Below are 17,298 nucleotides of genomic sequence, written 5' to 3'. Positions count from 1 at the left end.
GGCATGGGGGCCTTTCAGCAGGGTCGGGTGGAGGCAGAATGCTGGCCGCATCGACACGAACAGATGCCAGGAGATCACAGGTGTACCCACTTAGGTACACCGGAACAGTACGCTGGTCGCATGGCGAAGCACCCGGTGGCGGGCCTGAAGGCTGAGGCCTTCGGTCCGTTCGAAGCGATCAATGTGGAATTCTCGCGCTCACTGAATGTTGTTCTGGGTGACAACTCCACCGGCAAATCCCAGCTGCTGAAGCTGCTCTATGCGGCCACACGCTCGCTTCGTGAGAACCCCGGTGCGACGAAGCGTGAGCTGCAGCCAGCCATCGCCGACAAGCTGGTGGGGACTTTTCGCCCGGATTCGCTGGGCCGCTTGAGCCGCCGCGTTCAGGGGACTGCGCGAAGCAGTGTCCGACTGAAGCTTGAGGGTGTGGGGACACCTTTGGAATTCAGCTTCTCTTCGCGCTCACGCACCGAAGTCGAGCTCGCCAAGCACCCGACGGAGGCCCTCGAGGAGGACCAGCCCGTCTTCATGCCGTCCCACGAACTTCTGTCACTGGGAGCCGATTTCGTCTCCCTCTACGACACATATCAGACCCCCTTCGAAGAGACATGGCGGGACACTGTACAGCTGCTGCTGTTGCCGGCGCTCCGTGGACCGCGCGGCCGCCGCGCCAACGAGCTCTTGGCTCCCTTCTCCGAGCTTCTCCAAGGAGGAACGGTCTCTGAGGGAGGCGGCCGCTTCTATCTCCACCAACCTGGCATCGGAAATCTGGAAGCACCGCTGCTGGCCGAAGGCCACCGGAAGCTGGCGATGATCGTCCGGCTCATCTCCTCCGGGGCACTGTTGGAGAGTGGGTATCTGTTCTGGGACGAGCCCGAGGCCAACCTCAATCCGTCCTCTCAGAAGGCAGTGGCCCATGCCCTCATCCACCTGGCCCGGCATGGGGTGCAGATTTTCGTAGCCACTCACAGCACCTTCCTCCTGCGAGAACTGGAGATGACTCTGGAGAACGAGCGTGACATCGTTCCTCGTTTCATCGGGCTTCAGCGTTCGACTGACGACGGGCAGCCGGACGCAGCTGCCCGCGTCACGGCCGCTTCAGTCGCGGTGATGGAGAACCTGCCCTTCATCGCCGCGCTAGAGGCGGAGGCGCGCCAGGCGGATGACTACCTCGGGATGTGAAACGGATGGCCGAGGTAGAGATCGACGGCACGATCTTCTCCTTCCCTGAGGACTGGAGGGTGGAGGTCTTCGATGAGTGGCCCCAATACCGAGATATCAGCGGTACCGGCCAGATCCACGGATGTGATGTCGTCGCTCTGGATGGCAGCCGTCTATGGATGATCGAGGTAAAAGACTATTCCTACCCAGGCGCCAAGGCGCCCGAGAACCTCGACGAGGTACTGCTACGCAAAGCAGTGGGCACCCTCGCCCTGCTGAGCGCGCTGGGAAGGTCACAGAACCAGAGTCCAGCTCAAGACTTCTCCATCGCTTCGCTCCGGGCTCAGGAAATCTACTTGACATTGCACGTAGAACCGGCCGCACAACGACCTCGGCGGATGGCGGCCGGACCATTGATGGCCTACAGCCAGAAAGCTGAATGGGCCGCGCGACGCCTCCATCTGGCCAAGGGGTTCGTGACGTCGAGCCTGACGCCGAACCACCGTACGCCTTGGACGAGTCGCCGGGACCCTGCGACCCGGGGCGCCCACCTCCCGTCCTGATTCTTCCGAGCATCCCCTGCGGGGTGAATCCGAAGATTCCTTCGGAAGAAGAGCGCAGAGAACGCCGTAGCCCCCGACCAGATCGCCTTTCCGAAAAACTCTTCGGAAGCCGCCGCCCGCGTGCCACGATGGGGCCACGACCGCCCCGCATCCTGCGATCCGCCGGATCGGTGAGCACGTCCGCGCCACACGCAGGGAGCTCAACCTGGCCCAACAGGAGATGGCAGACCTCGCCGGGATCTCCGACGCCACCGTCCGGCAGATCGAGCGCAGCACAGGCCGGGGCACGCTCTCGTCGCTGCTCGCCGTGCTCGGCGTCTTGGGCCTGGACCTCGAGGCCCGCAGGTGAACGCCCCGGGCCTCGGCTCGCTCGAGCGGATCAGCACGGCCGACTGCCACAGCCGCGCCCGTCGCCGCACACAACCTCTACCTGCATTTGTTGTTCGCGTGGCTCACCGGCGACAGAGATCTCCACGCGCAGAACATCGCCGTCCTCCAGGCGCCGAGCAGGCGCGGGGAGGTCGCTCCCAGCGGGCCGCGGCGGCGGCCACGCGGAAGGCGCTCGCGGCCGCCGAGGCCGTGGACCTCGCCCGCCTGCCCTTCGATGGGTCGCCGTTGAACAGAGCAGAGCGCGAACTGCGGCACCGACGGGAGGAGCTGAAGGCCCGACACCCGGACCGGCCCGGTGTCAGGCCCCCACCTGCCCGGGGTGCGGCACGTCCCCGTACACATGCAGCGAGGCCCCGTAGCCGAGCGGCAGGCCGTGACCCTCAGCCCAGCTCGTGAAAACCTCGGTGGTCTCAGCGGCGGTGAGCTTCTGCGCGCCCGTCACCCGGTCGCCCGGAACGTTCTCGGCGTCCTCGTCGGCCCGGCTCCGGCCGATCCGCCAGTTGTAAGCGCCCGCCTCGAACACCCTGGCGATCTCGACCATGAACAGCCCGTCGCCGAGCTGCATGATCTGGGCGTAGCGGGTCACCGGCTCCTCGTCCTCTAAGGTCAGCCGGTCACTCGGTTCGGCGACGCGGTGCACCAGGTCGGTGATCTGCGCGACGAACTCCAACTCGTGCCGCCCCCAGCTCGCCGCGCCCCCCTAAGATGCCACCACAGGTCCGAGGCGGCGGCCTCCTGCTCCATCCACTCGACGAACTCGTGCGGGGGCATGTCGACCGACCACGGGTTTCCAGTCGGTGAGGAGAGGGACGGGGCGCATGCGGGGTGCATCGTCGTCATAGGCTCGTCCCACCCCGGATCCACGGCCCTGTCCACATGGCCCCGGGCCGGTACCTCCTGCCACCCGCTCACCCCTGCGGCAGACTCAGCTCCACGTCCCCGACCCACGGCTCCGCGAATCCTCCGTACGTCCCGTCCTTGAGCGCGATGGCCAGCCACTGGTCCACGTAGTGCTTGAACACCTCGTCACCCTGCGGGAGCATGTACCCCTTCTGGAAGTAGTCGAAGGGCTCGTCCGGGTTCGCGGCGCACAGCTCGGGGTACTCGTGGTCGATGTAGAGCACCTCGGAGCGGTCGGTGGTCATCACGTCCGCCTCACCGGCCGCGAGAGCGTCGAACACCGTGAGGTTGTCGTGCGTCAGCAGCTCGCCCTGCGGGTAGTGCTCCCGCGCGAACTTCTCGTTGGTACCGCCCTCCGGGAAGATCGACCGCACACCCGGCTGATTGATCTCCGCCACGGTGTCGTACTTCTCGACGTCCTCGCAGCGGGTGATCGGCGTCTTGCCGTCCTCCTGCGTGGGCACGGTGAAGTACACCTGCCCGGCGCGTTCCGGGTTCAGGGAGATGCCCCCGACGGCGACGTCGCACGCCCCCGACGTGTAGTCGTCCATGAGCGTCTGCCAGCTGGTCTTCACGAACTCCGGTTCCACGCCCATGGTCTCGGCGAGATCGCGGGCCATGTCCACATCGATGCCCTTCCAGTCGCCACTCTCGGTCTGCTCGGTGAAGGGCGGATAGTCACCGGTGGAGCAGACGCGCAACGTCCCGGCCTCCTTGATGCGGGTGAGCGCGGAGTCGACGACGGTGGCGGTGGCAGGTTCCGATGAGCTGCCCGCATCCTGCGCCGTGCCGCAGGAGGTGAGGGTGAGCGCCAGGGCGACGCCGAAGGCCGCCGTCGTGAGTCGGTAGTGGGTAGCGCGGAAGGTCATGATCGGCTGTGTCCCTCGACGACGGCATGTCAATCCCGTCACCGTAGCCCAGCACCACACGCCCCCACCGCCCCGCGTACGACAAATACACAACACTCGCCTTGCGTATATCACTGAGGTGTGCCTTACTGGTTCACGGACCCCCGCTGGAAGGACCCCCATGGCCCACGCCTCCACGCACCCCGCCCATCCGCTGCCGCCCGTGGCGCCCCGTCGTCTGCTGCTGGCCCAACGGCTGCTCCGCGGCGAGGGCTCCGTCGAGGTCACGGCCTTCCGCGCCGGCGAGACGCTCACCACGGCCGTCCACGGCGTGAGCGCGGACGGCCGCCTCGTGGTCGCCCACGTCCCCAACCTCTTCGGTTCGCTCGGCGCGTTCCACACGCCCGCGCCGCTGGACGTGCGCGTGGACGTCCTGCGCGACGCCCTGGACCTCACGCTCCCCACCCGCCTGGCGTCCGTGCATCTGCTCGGCACCCTGCGCTGGTGCCGGGACTCGGCCGAGGTCGCGGAGCTGGGGCTGCGCGGCCGCGTCGCGGACCTCGTGGCCGACGTCGGCCCACGGGTGCGCGTGGGCGTCGTCGAGACCCAGCGGATCCTGCTGCACGACGTCGACGGCGTCGCCGTGTTCTGCCGCCACACCCTGCCGCTCACGTCGCGCGGGCTCATCGACCAGGCCGAGCTCGCAGACCTGGCGGACGACGTGCTGGGCACCGCCCCCGAGGTGCTCGCGGACCTGGCCGACGCCGTCGCCCTGGGCCTGTTGCCGGGCGAGAGCACCCCGTTGCAGGTCGGCACCGGGCCCCTGCCCGAGTCGCCCGCCCACGCCCTCGACGCGGACGAAGCTGGAGTGACCCTGCTGCGCGTCCGCGACGGCGAGACCACCGCGGTGCACGTGGCCCTGCCCGGTGCAGGCCGGCTCGACCACAGCCCCCGGCACGCCTGGCGGCGACTGCTGGACGCGATCCCGGCGCGGGTCGCCCACCCCTGAGGGGCGGCGTCAGTCGATCGTGTAGGTGGCGCAGGTGGCCACGTCCGTGACCTCGATGCCCTCGGCGGTGCAGGCGAGGTCGGCGTTGTACGTGCACTCGAGGCGGTGGCACGCACCGACGGTCGAGGCGCCCTCGGTCACCGGGCGGCGGACGTCGAGCTGGACGAAGGTGCCGCAGCCGGGCGTGCGGTCGGAGCCGGCGACGGTGATGGCCAGGGCGTTGCAGGACGTCTCGGCGTTGAAGGCACAGGCACTGGCGGCGCAGGTGCGGACGGCGGTGGTCATGGCGTGATCCTCCCGGTTCGGGCCCGCCCCGGACTGGGGCGGTGCTGCTGGAATCGAGATTACTCCGGTCCACGAATAGCACAAGAGGGGTGATCCTTAGTCGATAGACGATTAGCGCAAATGGATTTTGCGCATTGTCGCGTGTCGTATGGACCGACGTCGTGCCCGCCGGCCGCCCGGAATCTTCTGCATCTCTGGCCCTTCTGGCGACCACGCGCCCACTCAGAAGGGTCAGATGCGCAGACGATCCGCCGTCCCCGCCTCCTGAGCAGCCCCGGCAGCTCCACCACCCTGGCCGAGTCCGCCCCGCACTCCTAGCGTGGGGCCATGAGCACCCATCGCCTGTCCTCCACCGCCCTCGGGTTCGCCGCCGGACTGGGCACTGCGGCCGCCGTCACCGCAGCCCGCAAGATCGCCCTCATGTCCGCCGTCGGAAAGGGCCACCCGCTCAAGCACCGCCTCCTGGACGCGGCATCCGGCCTGGTCCAGCCGAAGTACCCCATGGGCGCGATGAGCACCTATCTCAACGGACTGCACTTCTACGCCGACGACCTCGGCCGACAGGTCGAAGCCAGCCACTTCTGCATCCACCTGCGCCACGACCTGCACCAGTGCGTGATCTTCGACCGCAACGCGCCGGACGCACGGCTGATCGGCATCGAGTACATCATCAGCGAGGAGCGGTTCCGCAGCCTCCCCGACGAGGAGCGGCGCCTGTGGCACAGCCATCACTACGAGGTGAGCTCCGGCGCCCTCACGGCCCCCGGGGTGCCCGAGCTGGCCGAGCACAGTTACTTCGAAGACCTCATCCACACCTACGGGAAGACGTTCCACACCTGGCAGTACGACCAGGACGACTTCCCGTACGGCATCCCCCAGCTGATGATGGGCCTCACCGACGACGGCCAGGTGGACGAGGCCCTCCTGCGCGCCCGCGACGAGCGCGTGGGCGTGGACACCGCGGCCAAGCGACGCAACCGCGCGGACATCCCGGTCCCGGACGTGGTGCCGGGCGCGAACAGCTGGGAGCGCGGGCGCGTCGTGCAGACCACGCTCGAGGAGCGCCCGGTGCGGGGCCGCGACGACTGAGGCCGACGGCGTCAGCAGGGCGCCGTTTCCCGAACGAAAGCGGTGCGACACGCCGCCGTTTCCCGAACGAAAACGCTCGGCGGGCCGGCGCCGTCATCCGGATCGGGCGGGGGCGCCCCGTGAGGGACAGCACGTCCGCCGCATGTGTCGCGTCAGCGAGAACGCTGGGCTCAGACCTTCCCCTTGAGCAGTCGGTGCCAGTAGATCCGGGGCTGGCCGAAGCGGTCGAAGGCCGCCGTGCTCTTCCGCGGCGTCGTCAGGTCCACGCCGGGGATCGACCGGTCCTCGGAGCCGTCGCGGACGTGCTCGTCCAGGACCAGCTCGTCCCGGCTGACCATCACGGGGATCACGGTGTAGCCGTCGTACTTCTGGAGCGGCTTCCCCGCGTCCGCGGCCTGGATGTTCTGGGCCAGGATCTTGACCTGCCGGCGCAGGGCACCGCCGGAGGGCCGTGTGCCCAGGGCGGCGGCGTCGCCCAGCGCCCACACGTGCGGGTGCACGGGATGCCGCAGGGTCTCGGGATCCGCGGCTGCCAGGCCGGCCTCGCCGTCGTCCGCCAGGCCCGCCTCGGCGATGAACTCCGGGGCCCGCACCACGGGCGTGATGTACGCGGCCGCCACGTCGGTGATCCGCTCACCGGTGTTGAGCACCACCTCGCGGGCCTCATGGTCCACGGCGTTCACCTCTGCGCCGGCGTGCACGTGGACGCCGTACCTCGCCACGGCCTCGGCCAGAGCGGGGTCGATGGTCTGCCGGTCCAGGATCCGGCCGTACGGGGTCACCAGGTGGACGTCCACGTCCGGCAGGATCCCCTTGCGCTCCCACGCCGCGCAGGCCAGGAACAGCGCCTTGAGCACGGTGCCGCCGCACGAGGAGGGCTCAGCCGGCACATTCGCCACCACACGGTCCCCCGCGGCCACACGCGACAGCAGCGCCCGGGCGGCGTCCACGTGCTCGGGCACGTGCGCACTCGCCGCCCATCCGGCGGCGTAGGCCTCACGCAGCCCGTCGATCGCACCCCACCACGGGGTCAGCCCCGGGCAGAGCACCAGGTGGCGGAAGCCCACGGTCAGCCCGGTGGTCGTCACCGCGGTCCGTTCCTCGGCGTCCACGGCCACGACGTGGTCCGGGATCCATTCGACCCCGTCCGGGATGACGGATCGCATCGGCCGTTCGAACCGGGCCATGTCCGCCTGCCCGCCCGCCGCGTAGTTCAGCATCGGCCGGTAGCGGTGCAGCTGTTGGCCGTCGGCGATGGCGACCCGGCCCTGCCGCTTCCGCCGCAGTGCGGCGGCCAAGGACACGCCGGCGTTGCCGCCACCGACGATCAGGATGTCGTACTGCTCGGTCACGTGGTCCTCCGTGGGGTGACGGGGTCAAGGGAACGGTACGACCGCCCCCGCAGACGTGCTCCGCGGTGGACGGGACGTGCCGCCCATCCTCCACTGGGGGCCGGAGCCGGCGCTAGCCCGCGAGGCCCAGCAGCCGCAGCTGGTCGGCGTACTTGCGCATCCCGACCTCCACGGCCTGCGGGTTCTGTGCATACCAGTCCAGGTGCACCTCGCGCAGCTGCTCGGCCGGAACGGTCTGTCCGGCCACGGTCCAGTCCTCGGTCGGCTCGGCGTCGAGGTCGAGGGCCTCGACCACGACCGCCTCGAGGGGCGCGCGCACCCCGCCGAGGAGCACGCGGGAGGCGGGCACGGGCTGGACGGCGACGTCGCCCGGCAGGTGCCCGGCCACGCGCTCGGCCACGCGGGTCAGCACCGTGTTGGTCGGGTGGTTCACGGTGTAGAAGCCGACGCCCCGCTCCGCCGCCACGAGGTCCGCCATGGACAGCGTCCCCTTCGCCTCCTCCCGCGCCCGCAGCGCCTGCACGGACGCGGCCGCGGCCTCGCGGATCGCCGCCGGCGCCACCTCCCGACGACGGCCCGTCGCCGCCTCGGCCAGCACGCGCAGGTCGTGGTACGGCACGACGGGCGGGTCCTCCCCCGGCCGCTCGGCCGCCCCGGGCGCGAACTTCCAATTGCGGAGGGTGACCTGCCAGGGGAAGCGCGAGACGTCGTACACCACGGGGATCCGCACCACGGCGGCGTCCTCGGGCAGCCGGGCCACGAGCTGGTCCGTGCCGATGGGCATGCCCCGGTAGTCGTGCGGGATCGGCTGGGTGACGAGCGCCTTCACGCGCGGCAGCAGCCGCTCCAGGTGCGCGACCTCGTCCGGCTGGGCCTCGAAGGCGGGCGGCACGCGGACGCTCACCAGGTCCGCCCCGTGCACCGGTGTGCCGGGCTCCCCGCCGAGCAGCCGCCGATACGACTCGCCCTGGCAGTTGCCCCACACCAGCAACAGGTCGCCCTCGGGCAGGTCCTCGAGCCCGTAGAAGTGGCCGTAGTGCCGGCGTCGTCCCTCGTCCACGTGCACGCCTGCCTCCTCTCTCCTCAGCCGTCCTCGCGCCGCATCCAGCCGACGCCCGTCTTCCCGAACCACCAGGCCAGGAACGCGGAGAGCGCCGCGATGCCCATGCCCACCGTGGCGTCCGAGCCGCGCCCGTCCTCCAGGTACTCCATGATCACCGAGACGCTCGCCACGAAGAACAGGGCGGCGCCCAGCGCGATCCCCACCATGGCCGTGCCCGCGAGCTTCCAGCCCACGCCGCCCCCGCGCGCGGCCGGTGCCGCGGACGCCGCGACGGGTGCCGGTGACGGCGGCGCCCACCGGTGCGCACCCGCGGGCGGCACGCGCGGCTCCGCACCGTGGCGCTGGCGCAGGGACTCCGGGATGATCGGCTCGTCCGGGGCGGGCGGCACCGCCTCGCTCCAGAGCCGGCGCACGGTGCCCCGCCCGCTCTGACGGGCGAGCGCCAGCACCACCTCGGCGGTCCGCACGGCCTCGGACCCGGAGCCGGCCGGGTGCCCGCCGTCGGGGACGCCGAGGGCCTGGGCCGCGGTCGCGATCCGGGGCGGGGCGACGTCCGGGCGGAGACGGCCCACCAGGGTCAGGGCATCGCGCCACTCGTGTTCCTGCGGCGTCCCGCCGGTCGCGCGGGTGGCCGCCTCGTACGCGCCCCGGTCCCGGTCCGCCCCGGACGCCACGAACGGCAGGTGCTCCCCCAGCAGGTCGAGCTGGGCGGCCACCTCGGGCCAGTCCGGCGCGTCGGCGACGGCGGCCTCGTCCACCCCGTGCAGCTGGGTGTGCAGGCGGGAGAACGACGCCGGCCCGGTCGGCGGGCGCACGGGCCACCGCTCGGCGGCGACGATCTCGCCGCCGCGCACAAGGGCCATGTCCACGGCGCACACGGACGCCGGGTCGGCCCCTGCGGTGTGGATCTCCACGGCCACGAAGTCCAGTTCGTCCAGCTCGCTCATCGGTCCTCCCGTGTTCCGTCCTGTCCGCGATTGTGCCAGCCCCGCCCCGCGGGCACCGGCCCGCTCAGCCCCAGCCGCCCCACCACGCCTCGAGGTCCGGCACGGCGGCCACGGGCGCCCAGCCCAGCCGGGAGGCGGGCACCCGCCCCCGCGCCGTCCCGCCCCGCCGAGGCAGCCACCGCGCCCGTGCGCACGTCAGCACGGCGAGCACGCCCCGCTCGCCCGGCTCACCCGGCTCGCCCAGCACCTCCACGCGCTCGACGCCGGCCCGTTCCAGGCGCAGCAGCCACGCGGCGACGGCGTCCGCGTCAGGGCGGGCGCCGGCCCCGGCGGGCCGCAGCGGCACGCGCACGTCCACGGACCAGTCGGGCACCGATCGCACGGCGTCGAGGTCGCCGCGCGCCGGCGTCGGCGGCAGGTCCTCGGCCGCCGCCGCGCCGCCGTCGGGCTCGCCCGGCAGCCGCACGCGGGGGTCGCCGAGCGCGCGCGCCGCCGCCTCGTCGAGGCCGCCCACGACGCCGACCCGCGCCCCCGGCGCCGCGCGCAGCACGGCGTCCACCGCCACCACGGCCGCCGCCGCGCCGTCCGCGCCCTCCGGCACCCGCACGCGCGCCTCGACCCGCAGCGGGCCGGCCAGGGACAGGCCGTGGCCGCGGGCCGTCGTCGCGGGGATGCGCGAGGCCAGGACGAGCGCCTCGCGGGCCTTCACCCGGGCGGCCTCGGCGGCGTCGCCGCGTCCGCCGAAGTCGGCGCCGGCCTGCCACGCCACCGCGTCCGGCGCGTGGCGCAGCGCCGCCCCCACGCGCCACAGCCGGTGCGCCAGCTCCCAGTCCTCCCCGCCGTAGCCCACGAAGGCGGGGTCGAAGCCGCCGGCGTCCTCGTAGACCTCGCGCGCCACCGCGAGCACGGCCGAGATGACGTACCGGTAGCCGGTGGAGTCGGCGCGGCGCAGGCCGTCCGTGGCCCGGTACCCCTCGCGCAGCCAGGCCGGCTCGGCCAGGCGGGCGTCCGCGGGCACCTCGTCCCCGGGCCGCCAGCCCTCCGCCCAGGCCCGCTCCAGCCAGGCCTCGGCCAGGTGCCGCCGCCGGCCCACCACCGCGGCGTCCCGGGGCGCCGCGGCCACCGCCGCCAGCGCCGCGGCGAGGTACCCGGGCTCGGGGAGCATGTCCCCGTCGAGGAAGGCGAGCACGTCCCCGTCAGCCGCCTCCGCCCCGAGCGCCCGAGCCGCCGAGGCGCGGAACCCGCGGTCCTGCTGGCGCACGGTCACCACGTCGAACGGCAGGCCCGGGTCCACGCGGGGCGGGACGGGCGAGCCGTCGTCGGCCACCACGAGCTGCAGCCCCCCGGTCAGGCCGCGCTGGGCCGCGAGCGCGGCCGTGAGCCGGTCGAGGTCCGCCTGGGCCCGGTAGTAGGGCACCACCACGGAGACGGCGGCGCTCACGTCCACCTGTGCACGCGGCGGAGCACGTCGAAGAGCATCCGCGCGCAGTCCTCGGCGCCGGGCGAGAGGTCCACGCCGGGGCCCAGCCACGTGCGCTCGGGGTCCTCGACCGCTTCGGCGATCGCCTCGGCCATCGCGAAGGCCGGCGACCCGTTCGGGTGCACGAGCCGCAGGGTGCCCGGTCGCAGGCGCGCCATCTCCTCCGTGTAGCGGCCGGCGGAGGCGATGGCCCGCCGCCCCACCGAGGTCCACGCCGCCAGGGACCCGGACGCGGACACGTTGCGGTGCGCCGCGAACGGGATGCCCGCCGAGAGCAGGGCCGCGTCCGCGAACTCGTCCGGCACGAACCCGGTGACGCGGAACTCCAGGCCGCGCGCCTCGGCGTCGCGGGTCAGCTCCGCCACGAGGTCGTCGTGGCCGGCGCTGACCGGTCCGAGCGCCGTCAGCCGGCGCGGCGCCCCGGAGTCCGGGCCCCACTGGCGGTGCAGCTCGGTGAGGGCCTCCAGGGCGAGGGCGTGCCCCTTGCCCGGGTAGACGAAGCCGAAGAGCACGACGTCCTGGTCGAGGCCGGCCATGCTCTCCGGCACCACCGGCTCGGCGCGGGCGGCCGCGGCCCGGCGGTCCTCCACGGGCAGCGGGACCACGTCCGCGACCACGTCCACCAGGTCCGCCAGCAGCGCCCGCTCGTGCTGCGAGGAGACCACGACGCCGGCCGCCGCCTGGGCGAGCCGCGCGTACGCCTCGCCGCGGCGGCGGTAGCGGCCGTCGCCCTCGGCGGGCTGCGGGATGTCGTGCAGGGTGAGCGTGGTGCCCTCGGGCAGCACGTCGACGAGCAGGTCCGCGGCGGCGGTCGCGGTGGGGCCGAACAGCGCGTCCGTGACGTCCAGGTGCACGGCGGCACCCAGCGCGCGCGCCTCCTCCAGCAGGGGCACGAGGCCCCGGAACGCCGCGACGTCCTCCGCCGTCAGCAGCTCCACCTCGGCGCCCACCCGACGGAGGGCGGCGGCCGTCTGCCGACCGTGGCGCACCACGCCGTGCTCCGGCGCGCCCACGGTCACGTACAGCACACGTCCCTGCGGCTGCGAGTCCACGTCCACGATCCCCTTCACCTGCGGCGGCGCTCCTCGACGCGGCGGCGCGCCGGAACGGACAGGATGCCGCTGCTCCGATTCTCCGATCCTGCCCTGACAGACTAGATTTCGCGACCCCCGACCCGGGACGGGGACACGCCGCCCGCGCGGCATCGCATCCCCCAGGTCAGGAGGCCCTCCCCCGTGAGCATCACCGTCCAGCACGTGCCCGCGCAGCACCCGTACACCCGCGCGATCCGCCCCCTCGACCCGGGCGCCGCGCCGGACGTGGAGTTCCTGGCGGACCCGCCGGTGCCGGGCGCGCCCGCACACCGGTGGTGGCCGCCCCGGGCCCTGCGCGCGGAGTGGCTGGCCGAGCACCGCCCGGACGTGCTGCACGTGCACTTCGGCTTCGAGCACTTCAGCCCCGCCCAGCTGGCCGCCGCCCTGGACGCGCAGCACGCGCACGGGGGCGCCGTCGTCGTGACCGTGCACGACCTCGAGAACCCGCACCTGACGGACCAGGGCCCCCACCGGGACCGCCTGGCCGTGCTGCTGGGCCGCGCGGACGCCGTGCTCACGCTCACCCCCGGCGCCGCGGCGACCCTCGCCCGCGACTACGGCGTGCGCGCCCTCGTGGTCCCCCATCCGCACATCGTCCCGCTCGAGGACCTCGTGGCGCAGGGCGACGACGACGCCCCCGGCCTGCTGCCCCCCGACGCGTCCGACGAGGGCGACGGCGCGGCCGCCCCCGCCCGCCTGCTGGTGCACGCCAAGGACCTGCGGGCCCAGGTGGCCCCGGTGGCGCTGCTGCCGGTGCTCGCCGCCGCCGTCGGGACTCTGGCCGACCGCGGTGTCGACGCGCGGGTGACCGTGGAGGTCCAGGACACCGTGCAGGACGAGGACGCCCTGGCCGCGCTGCGCGCAGGCTGCGCCCACCACGGCTTCGAGCTGTGGCAGCACGACCGGCTCGACGACCCCGCCCTGCACGCGCTGCTGCGCGACGTGGACGTGTCCGTGCTGCCGTACCGCATCGGCACCCACTCGGGCTGGGTGGAGATGTGCCGGGACCTGGGGGTGCCGGTGGCCGTCGCGGACATCGGGCACATCGCGGACCAGTCCGGCGCCTGGTTGACCCCCGACTCGCTCGCCGCGTTCGACCCGGAGGACCCCGACTCCCTCGCCGACGCGCTCGAGACGCTGGTGCGCGCCCGCGCGCGCACGGCCCCCGCCGACCCGGCCGCCCGGGCCCGGCAGCGCCGTCGCGTGGCCGCCGCCCACGTGGCCGTCTACCGCGAGGCCCTCGCCCGGGCGCGCGGGGCACTGCCGAGCATGTCCGTGCTGGTCATCACGGGGCACCGGGACGAGCACCTGGCCCGCGTGATCGCCGGGCTGGAACGCTCCCACCGCCGCCCGGACCAGGTGGTCGTGGTCTTCATGGGCCAGCCGGACGGGCGCGTCCCGGCCACGGACCTGCCCGTCACGGTGGGACACGTGGCCGCCGAGGCGGGGCTGCCGCTGGCGCAGGCCCGCAACCGCGCGGCCGAGCTCGCCACCGGCGAGATCCTCGTCTTCCTCGACGTGGACTGCATCCCCGCGGCCGAGACCGTCGGCGTGCTGGCCACCGAGGTCGCGGCCCACCCCGGGTCCGTGGTGATGGGCCGGCCCCGCTACCTGCGGCCGGGCTGGACCCGCGACGTCGGGGAGGCCGACCTGACCTCGCATCGCGCCGACGCCCTGCTGCGCCGCCTCTCCGTGCCCCACCGGGCGCGCGCGCACCTGACCGCCGGCCCCTCGGACGAGTGGCACCTCGTGTGGACGCTGATCCTGGCACTGCGGCGCGCGGACCTGGCCCGCATCGGCGGTTTCGACGCGGGCTTCACCGGCTACGGCGCCGAGGACACGGACCTGGCCTTCCGAGCCCGCGCCGCCGGCCTGACGCTGCGGTTCAGCCCCGCCGAGGCGTTCCACCAGCACCACGGCGTGATGACCCCGCCGCTGCACCACCTCGAGGACATCCTGGTCAACGCCCGCCGCTTCCGGCAGGTGCACGGCCGATGGGCCATGGAGGGGTGGCTGCGCGCGTTCGCGGACGCGGGGCTGATCGCGTGGGACCTCGAGGGCGAGCGGCTCGAGCTGCTGCGTCACCCCACGGAGGCGGAGCTGACGGCCGCCCGCCGCGACGACGCCGCGTACTGAGCGCCGTGACGGCCGGGGGCGTGCCGGACTCAGCCCAGGGCGCCCTCGATCGCCGCCTCCCAGCGCCGCCGGTACTCGTCCGGCGGCACGAGCAGCAGGCCCGCGAGCCGGTCGGCGGCGGCCGGGTCGGCGAGGGCGCCGCGCACCGCGCCGGCCCAGTCGGCGTCCGGGTCCTCCCACGCGCACCACGGCACGCCCGCGGCCCGGTGGATCTCGCGCACGAACACGCGCTGCTCGTCGAACGGCCGCGGCTCGGGGGCGAGCACCACGGGGCGGCCGGAGCGGGCGGCGTCCACCACGGCGTTGTGCCCGGCCGAGACCACCACGACGTCGGCGTCCGCGGCCCGGCGGGCCGGCGCCTGGACCCAGCCGTGCAGCGTCACGGTGGCGGGCATCGTCTCCGCCGCGAGCCCGCCCGGCGCCTCCGGCTCGCCCACCCCGGCGATCGGGCCGTACACCTCCCACGTCGCCTCCGGCACGGCGGACGCCGCCCGGGCCAGGTCCGCGGCCCGCACCCCGCCGCCGCCCGTCCCGGCGATCACGGCGACGCGCGGGGCGGCGCCGGCGGACGCCGTCGTCGTGGCGCGCGTGCCGAGCCGGCCGGTGACGTCCGCGACCCCGAGGTAGGTGACCCGGTCCGCGTGGGCGGCGCGCCAGGCGGGGACCTCGAGCTCGGCGGCGTAGTGGGCGAAGAGGCCGTCGGCCTCGGCGTAGACGAGGGCGTGCGCGGGGTCGGTGCGCTCGCCGTGCATGCGGCGGTGCAGCACGGGCCAGCCAGCCAGGCGCAGGAACAGGGCCGCCTCCACGGACACGTCCACCACGCACACGTCCGGGTCCACCCGCCGCGCCGCCGCGTGGAGGGCGTCGAAGCGCGCCCGGATCTCGGGCCCCACCGGGGACCAGTGCAGGGGCGAGCGCGCCGGCTGCTCGTGGCCGGGCACGAGGTCCGAGGGCAGCGGGATGACGGGGACGTCCGCGGGCAGCAGTTCGGCCGCCCGGGGGTGGGCGGTCACGACCGTCACGTCGAACGCCCCGGTCGACGCCAGGCCGGCGGCGTGCCGCAGGTGCCCCGCCCCGTGCTGGTGGGCGTAGTAGAGGACCCGCCTGCGGGCCGGGGCCATCAGAGGGACTCCAGGCCCGCCGCGTCGGCGGACGGGCGCAGGACCTCCTGCGGGTCGAACCCGTACGCGTCCTCGGCGGCGGCGAGGTCGCGGGCGTCCTCGGCGGCCTGCTCGAGCAGGTCCACGTAGCCCTCCACCATGGTCTCCGCGCTGAACCGGCAGGCCCACGCACGCACGCGTCCCCGGTCCTTGCGGCGGGCGTGGCGGATCGAGACCGCGAGCTCCTGCGCCGTGTGGTGCACGGCCAGCGCGCCGGCCTGCGGGGCGACGATCTCCCCCATCGCGCCGCTGAGCAGCGCGGCCACCGGCACGCCGAGCGCCATGGCCTCGACCACGGCGAGCCCGAACGGCTCGGCCCACAGGGGCGTGGCCAGGAAGACCTCGCCCGTGGCGAGCATGTGCGGCAGCGTCTGGTGGTCGAGGTGGCCGTGGTAGACGGTGTCCGGGCCGAGCCGCGGCACGACCTCCCGGGCGTGGTACTCCTCGTCCGAGATCGGCCCGGCGAAGTGCAGCTCCATGCCCGCTATCCGGGCGGCGTCGATCGCCACGTGCAGGCCCTTCTCCGCCGTGATCCGGCCCGACCACACGGCGCGGCCGCGCACGGGGACGGCGTCGGAGACCCAGTGGTGCAGCTCGATCCCGTTGGGCACCACGTCCACGCGCGGCAGCCGGTGCTGCCAGGCCAGCGCGTTCGACGCGGACACCGAGGCCCACCGGTGGTGGTGGGGGGCCGTCCAGTCCGGGGCGTCGACGACGGCCAGCACCTCCGCCAGCGTGGCCGGCGTGTGCAGGACGGTGACCATGGGGCGGGCGCGCAGCAGCTCGAGCGGCGCCGGGGAGAGGGAGTTGTTCAGGACGGCGTCGGAGTCGTCGTCGAGGATCAGCGCGCAGGCCCGGCGGGCGGCCTCCTCGCGCACGCGGGCGCCCGCGCGGCCCGGGCCGGCGCCCTCGGCGGGCAGCACGGCGACGACGTCGCCCGGCAGCCGGGTGCCCTCCCGCGCGTAGACGGTGACGTCGTGGCCCCGGCGCACGAGGTGCTCCACGGTCATGGCCGTGTGCATCTCCAGCCCGCCCTCGTAGGGCGAACGGATGGGGTGGAGCATGTGGGTGAGCACGCTGATGCGCATCGGCGACCCCTTCCCGGCCCGGGCCGGGCCGAACGGCCCCGTGCGGGGCGGCAGAAGCGCGACTGACCTGCGGTGAGACGACCACATCACGTCCGCGCTGACGTACCCCGGCACTGTAGACACCCGGGGGGTCCCCCCGGAAGCACCGGCCCCCCTCCCGGGATGAGGGCAGGGCGGGCGCACACGCCCCCGTCACGAGAAAGTCCCGGCCCGCGACCTCGAGGATCGCGGACCGGGACGGTCCGTGGAGCTAAGGGGAATTGAACCCCTGACCTTTTCATTGCGAACGAAACGCTCTACCAACTGAGCTATAGCCCCAGGTCATGCCCTCCCGCAGGAGCGCACCGGACCATCATACGCCCGCCGCCCCCGATCCTCCAATCCGGCTGTGCCGCGCGGCGACCACGCCGAGCACCACCCCCGCCAGATCCGCGACGACGTCCACCGGGTCCCCCGTCCGCAGCGGCACCCACGCGTGCTGCACGAGCTCGCTCACCGGCGCGTGCACCGCGAACGGCAGCGCCCACCACGCGCTCCGCCCCCGCCCCACGGCGAGGAACGCGGGCAGCGCGAACACGGCCACGTGGATCGCCTTGTCCAGCCCCGGCACGGCGAACCCGGCCTCCGGCACCTGCTCGCCCGGCAGGTACAGCACCACCAGCTGCACCACGACGGCGACGGCCAGCGCCGCCGTCAGGGCGCGGCGCCGTCGTCGGGAAGCGGGGGCGGAGGG

At 73.8% G+C, this 17,298-nt stretch carries 17 protein-coding genes and 1 tRNA gene; 6 read left to right on the top strand and 12 right to left on the bottom strand.

The window, feature by feature from the left end:
• The first annotated feature begins 120 nt into the window (after positions 1-120).
• From J1M44_RS11060 to J1M44_RS11050, 3 genes are all read left to right on the top strand, one after another.
• Positions 121-1,182: an AAA family ATPase gene (locus J1M44_RS11060; protein ID WP_206481071.1), complete on the top strand. Its 1,062-nt coding sequence runs from the start codon at positions 121-123 to the stop codon at positions 1,180-1,182.
• A 5-nt stretch (positions 1,183-1,187) separates the two neighbouring features.
• Positions 1,188-1,724, top strand: a complete 537-nt coding sequence (locus tag J1M44_RS11055) for a hypothetical protein (RefSeq protein WP_206481070.1) — start codon at positions 1,188-1,190, stop codon at positions 1,722-1,724.
• A 157-nt stretch (positions 1,725-1,881) separates the two neighbouring features.
• The gene (locus tag J1M44_RS11050; RefSeq protein ID WP_206481086.1) at positions 1,882-2,073 is read left to right on the top strand and encodes a helix-turn-helix domain-containing protein; all 192 of its coding nucleotides are present in this window, start codon (positions 1,882-1,884) and stop codon (positions 2,071-2,073) included.
• A 339-nt stretch (positions 2,074-2,412) separates the two neighbouring features.
• On the opposite strand, the gene J1M44_RS11045 is transcribed toward J1M44_RS11050, so the two are convergent.
• Complete coding sequence (locus J1M44_RS11045; RefSeq protein ID WP_206481068.1) at positions 2,413-2,784, bottom strand: hypothetical protein; 372 nt, start codon at positions 2,782-2,784, stop codon at positions 2,413-2,415.
• Between the two features lie 238 nt (positions 2,785-3,022).
• Positions 3,023-3,883 carry a transporter substrate-binding domain-containing protein gene (locus J1M44_RS11040; RefSeq protein ID WP_206481067.1) on the bottom strand — a complete coding sequence of 287 codons (861 nt, stop codon included), beginning with the start codon at positions 3,881-3,883 and terminating at the stop codon, positions 3,023-3,025.
• A gap of 160 nt (positions 3,884-4,043) precedes the next feature.
• Here J1M44_RS11040 and J1M44_RS11035 point away from each other — a divergent pair, with 160 nt between their 5' ends.
• A complete protein-coding gene (locus J1M44_RS11035) occupies positions 4,044-4,871 on the top strand; it encodes a hypothetical protein (RefSeq protein WP_206481066.1) in 828 nt (275 codons plus the stop codon).
• 9 nt (positions 4,872-4,880) lie between these two features.
• Here J1M44_RS11035 and J1M44_RS11030 read toward each other — a convergent pair whose 3' ends face one another.
• Complete coding sequence (locus J1M44_RS11030; RefSeq protein WP_020624892.1) at positions 4,881-5,156, bottom strand: DUF1540 domain-containing protein; 276 nt, start codon at positions 5,154-5,156, stop codon at positions 4,881-4,883.
• A 327-nt stretch (positions 5,157-5,483) separates the two neighbouring features.
• Here J1M44_RS11030 and J1M44_RS11025 point away from each other — a divergent pair, with 327 nt between their 5' ends.
• Positions 5,484-6,245, top strand: a complete 762-nt coding sequence (locus tag J1M44_RS11025; protein WP_206481065.1) for an OBAP family protein — start codon at positions 5,484-5,486, stop codon at positions 6,243-6,245.
• A 170-nt stretch (positions 6,246-6,415) separates the two neighbouring features.
• Here J1M44_RS11025 and J1M44_RS11020 read toward each other — a convergent pair whose 3' ends face one another.
• From J1M44_RS11020 to J1M44_RS11000, 5 genes are all read right to left on the bottom strand, one after another.
• Positions 6,416-7,597, bottom strand: coding sequence for an NAD(P)/FAD-dependent oxidoreductase (locus J1M44_RS11020; RefSeq protein ID WP_159833520.1), 1,182 nt, complete (start codon positions 7,595-7,597; stop codon positions 6,416-6,418).
• Between the two features lie 112 nt (positions 7,598-7,709).
• The gene (locus J1M44_RS11015; protein WP_061873213.1) at positions 7,710-8,663 is read right to left on the bottom strand and encodes a WcbI family polysaccharide biosynthesis putative acetyltransferase; all 954 of its coding nucleotides are present in this window, start codon (positions 8,661-8,663) and stop codon (positions 7,710-7,712) included.
• A gap of 17 nt (positions 8,664-8,680) precedes the next feature.
• A complete protein-coding gene (locus tag J1M44_RS11010) occupies positions 8,681-9,607 on the bottom strand; it encodes a hypothetical protein (protein ID WP_065572525.1) in 927 nt (308 codons plus the stop codon).
• A gap of 64 nt (positions 9,608-9,671) precedes the next feature.
• A complete protein-coding gene (locus J1M44_RS11005; RefSeq protein WP_342356596.1) occupies positions 9,672-11,048 on the bottom strand; it encodes a glycosyltransferase in 1,377 nt (458 codons plus the stop codon).
• Entirely contained in the window at positions 11,045-12,157 is a 1,113-nt protein-coding gene (locus J1M44_RS11000; RefSeq protein WP_206481058.1) for a hypothetical protein, read from the bottom strand. The genes J1M44_RS11005 and J1M44_RS11000 overlap by 4 nt, the downstream gene beginning before the upstream one ends.
• A 165-nt stretch (positions 12,158-12,322) precedes the next feature.
• Here J1M44_RS11000 and J1M44_RS10995 point away from each other — a divergent pair, with 165 nt between their 5' ends.
• Positions 12,323-14,317 (top strand): glycosyltransferase, encoded by a 1,995-nt coding sequence (locus J1M44_RS10995; RefSeq protein WP_206481057.1) that lies wholly within the window; start codon positions 12,323-12,325, stop codon positions 14,315-14,317.
• 29 nt (positions 14,318-14,346) lie between these two features.
• Here the strand turns inward: J1M44_RS10995 and J1M44_RS10990 are convergent, their stop codons facing one another.
• The 4 genes from J1M44_RS10990 to J1M44_RS10975 form a co-directional block, all read right to left on the bottom strand.
• Positions 14,347-15,438, bottom strand: a complete 1,092-nt coding sequence (locus J1M44_RS10990) for a glycosyl transferase (RefSeq protein ID WP_206481056.1) — start codon at positions 15,436-15,438, stop codon at positions 14,347-14,349.
• Positions 15,438-16,565 carry a glycosyltransferase gene (locus tag J1M44_RS10985; protein ID WP_206481054.1) on the bottom strand — a complete coding sequence of 376 codons (1,128 nt, stop codon included), beginning with the start codon at positions 16,563-16,565 and terminating at the stop codon, positions 15,438-15,440. The genes J1M44_RS10990 and J1M44_RS10985 overlap by 1 nt, the downstream gene beginning before the upstream one ends.
• A 245-nt stretch (positions 16,566-16,810) precedes the next feature.
• Positions 16,811-16,883: transfer RNA gene (locus J1M44_RS10980), tRNA-Ala, on the bottom strand.
• A 34-nt stretch (positions 16,884-16,917) separates the two neighbouring features.
• A partial coding sequence (locus tag J1M44_RS10975) for a VanZ family protein (protein ID WP_206481053.1) occupies positions 16,918-17,298 on the bottom strand: 381 nt, incomplete at its 5' end.

The organism is Micrococcus sp. KRD128, assembly GCF_017168395.1.
Classification (GTDB): Bacteria; Actinomycetota; Actinomycetes; order Actinomycetales; family Micrococcaceae; genus Micrococcus; species Micrococcus luteus.
The sequence above is the reverse complement of the archived record's forward strand: the minus strand, read 5'-3'. Positions and strand labels throughout refer to the sequence as shown.

Coding starts and splice junctions, on each gene's coding strand:
- J1M44_RS11040 (WP_206481067.1), bottom strand. CDS start 3,883: ATGACCTTCCGCGCTACCCACTACCGACTCACGACGGCGGCCTTCGGC.
- J1M44_RS11025 (WP_206481065.1), top strand. CDS start 5,484: ATGAGCACCCATCGCCTGTCCTCCACCGCCCTCGGGTTCGCCGCCGGA.
- J1M44_RS10985 (WP_206481054.1), bottom strand. CDS start 16,565: ATGCGCATCAGCGTGCTCACCCACATGCTCCACCCCATCCGTTCGCCC.
- J1M44_RS11030 (WP_020624892.1), bottom strand. CDS start 5,156: ATGACCACCGCCGTCCGCACCTGCGCCGCCAGTGCCTGTGCCTTCAAC.
- J1M44_RS11060 (WP_206481071.1), top strand. CDS start 121: ATGGCGAAGCACCCGGTGGCGGGCCTGAAGGCTGAGGCCTTCGGTCCG.
- J1M44_RS11010 (WP_065572525.1), bottom strand. CDS start 9,607: ATGAGCGAGCTGGACGAACTGGACTTCGTGGCCGTGGAGATCCACACC.
- J1M44_RS11035 (WP_206481066.1), top strand. CDS start 4,044: ATGGCCCACGCCTCCACGCACCCCGCCCATCCGCTGCCGCCCGTGGCG.
- J1M44_RS10990 (WP_206481056.1), bottom strand. CDS start 15,438: ATGGCCCCGGCCCGCAGGCGGGTCCTCTACTACGCCCACCAGCACGGG.
- J1M44_RS11055 (WP_206481070.1), top strand. CDS start 1,188: ATGGCCGAGGTAGAGATCGACGGCACGATCTTCTCCTTCCCTGAGGAC.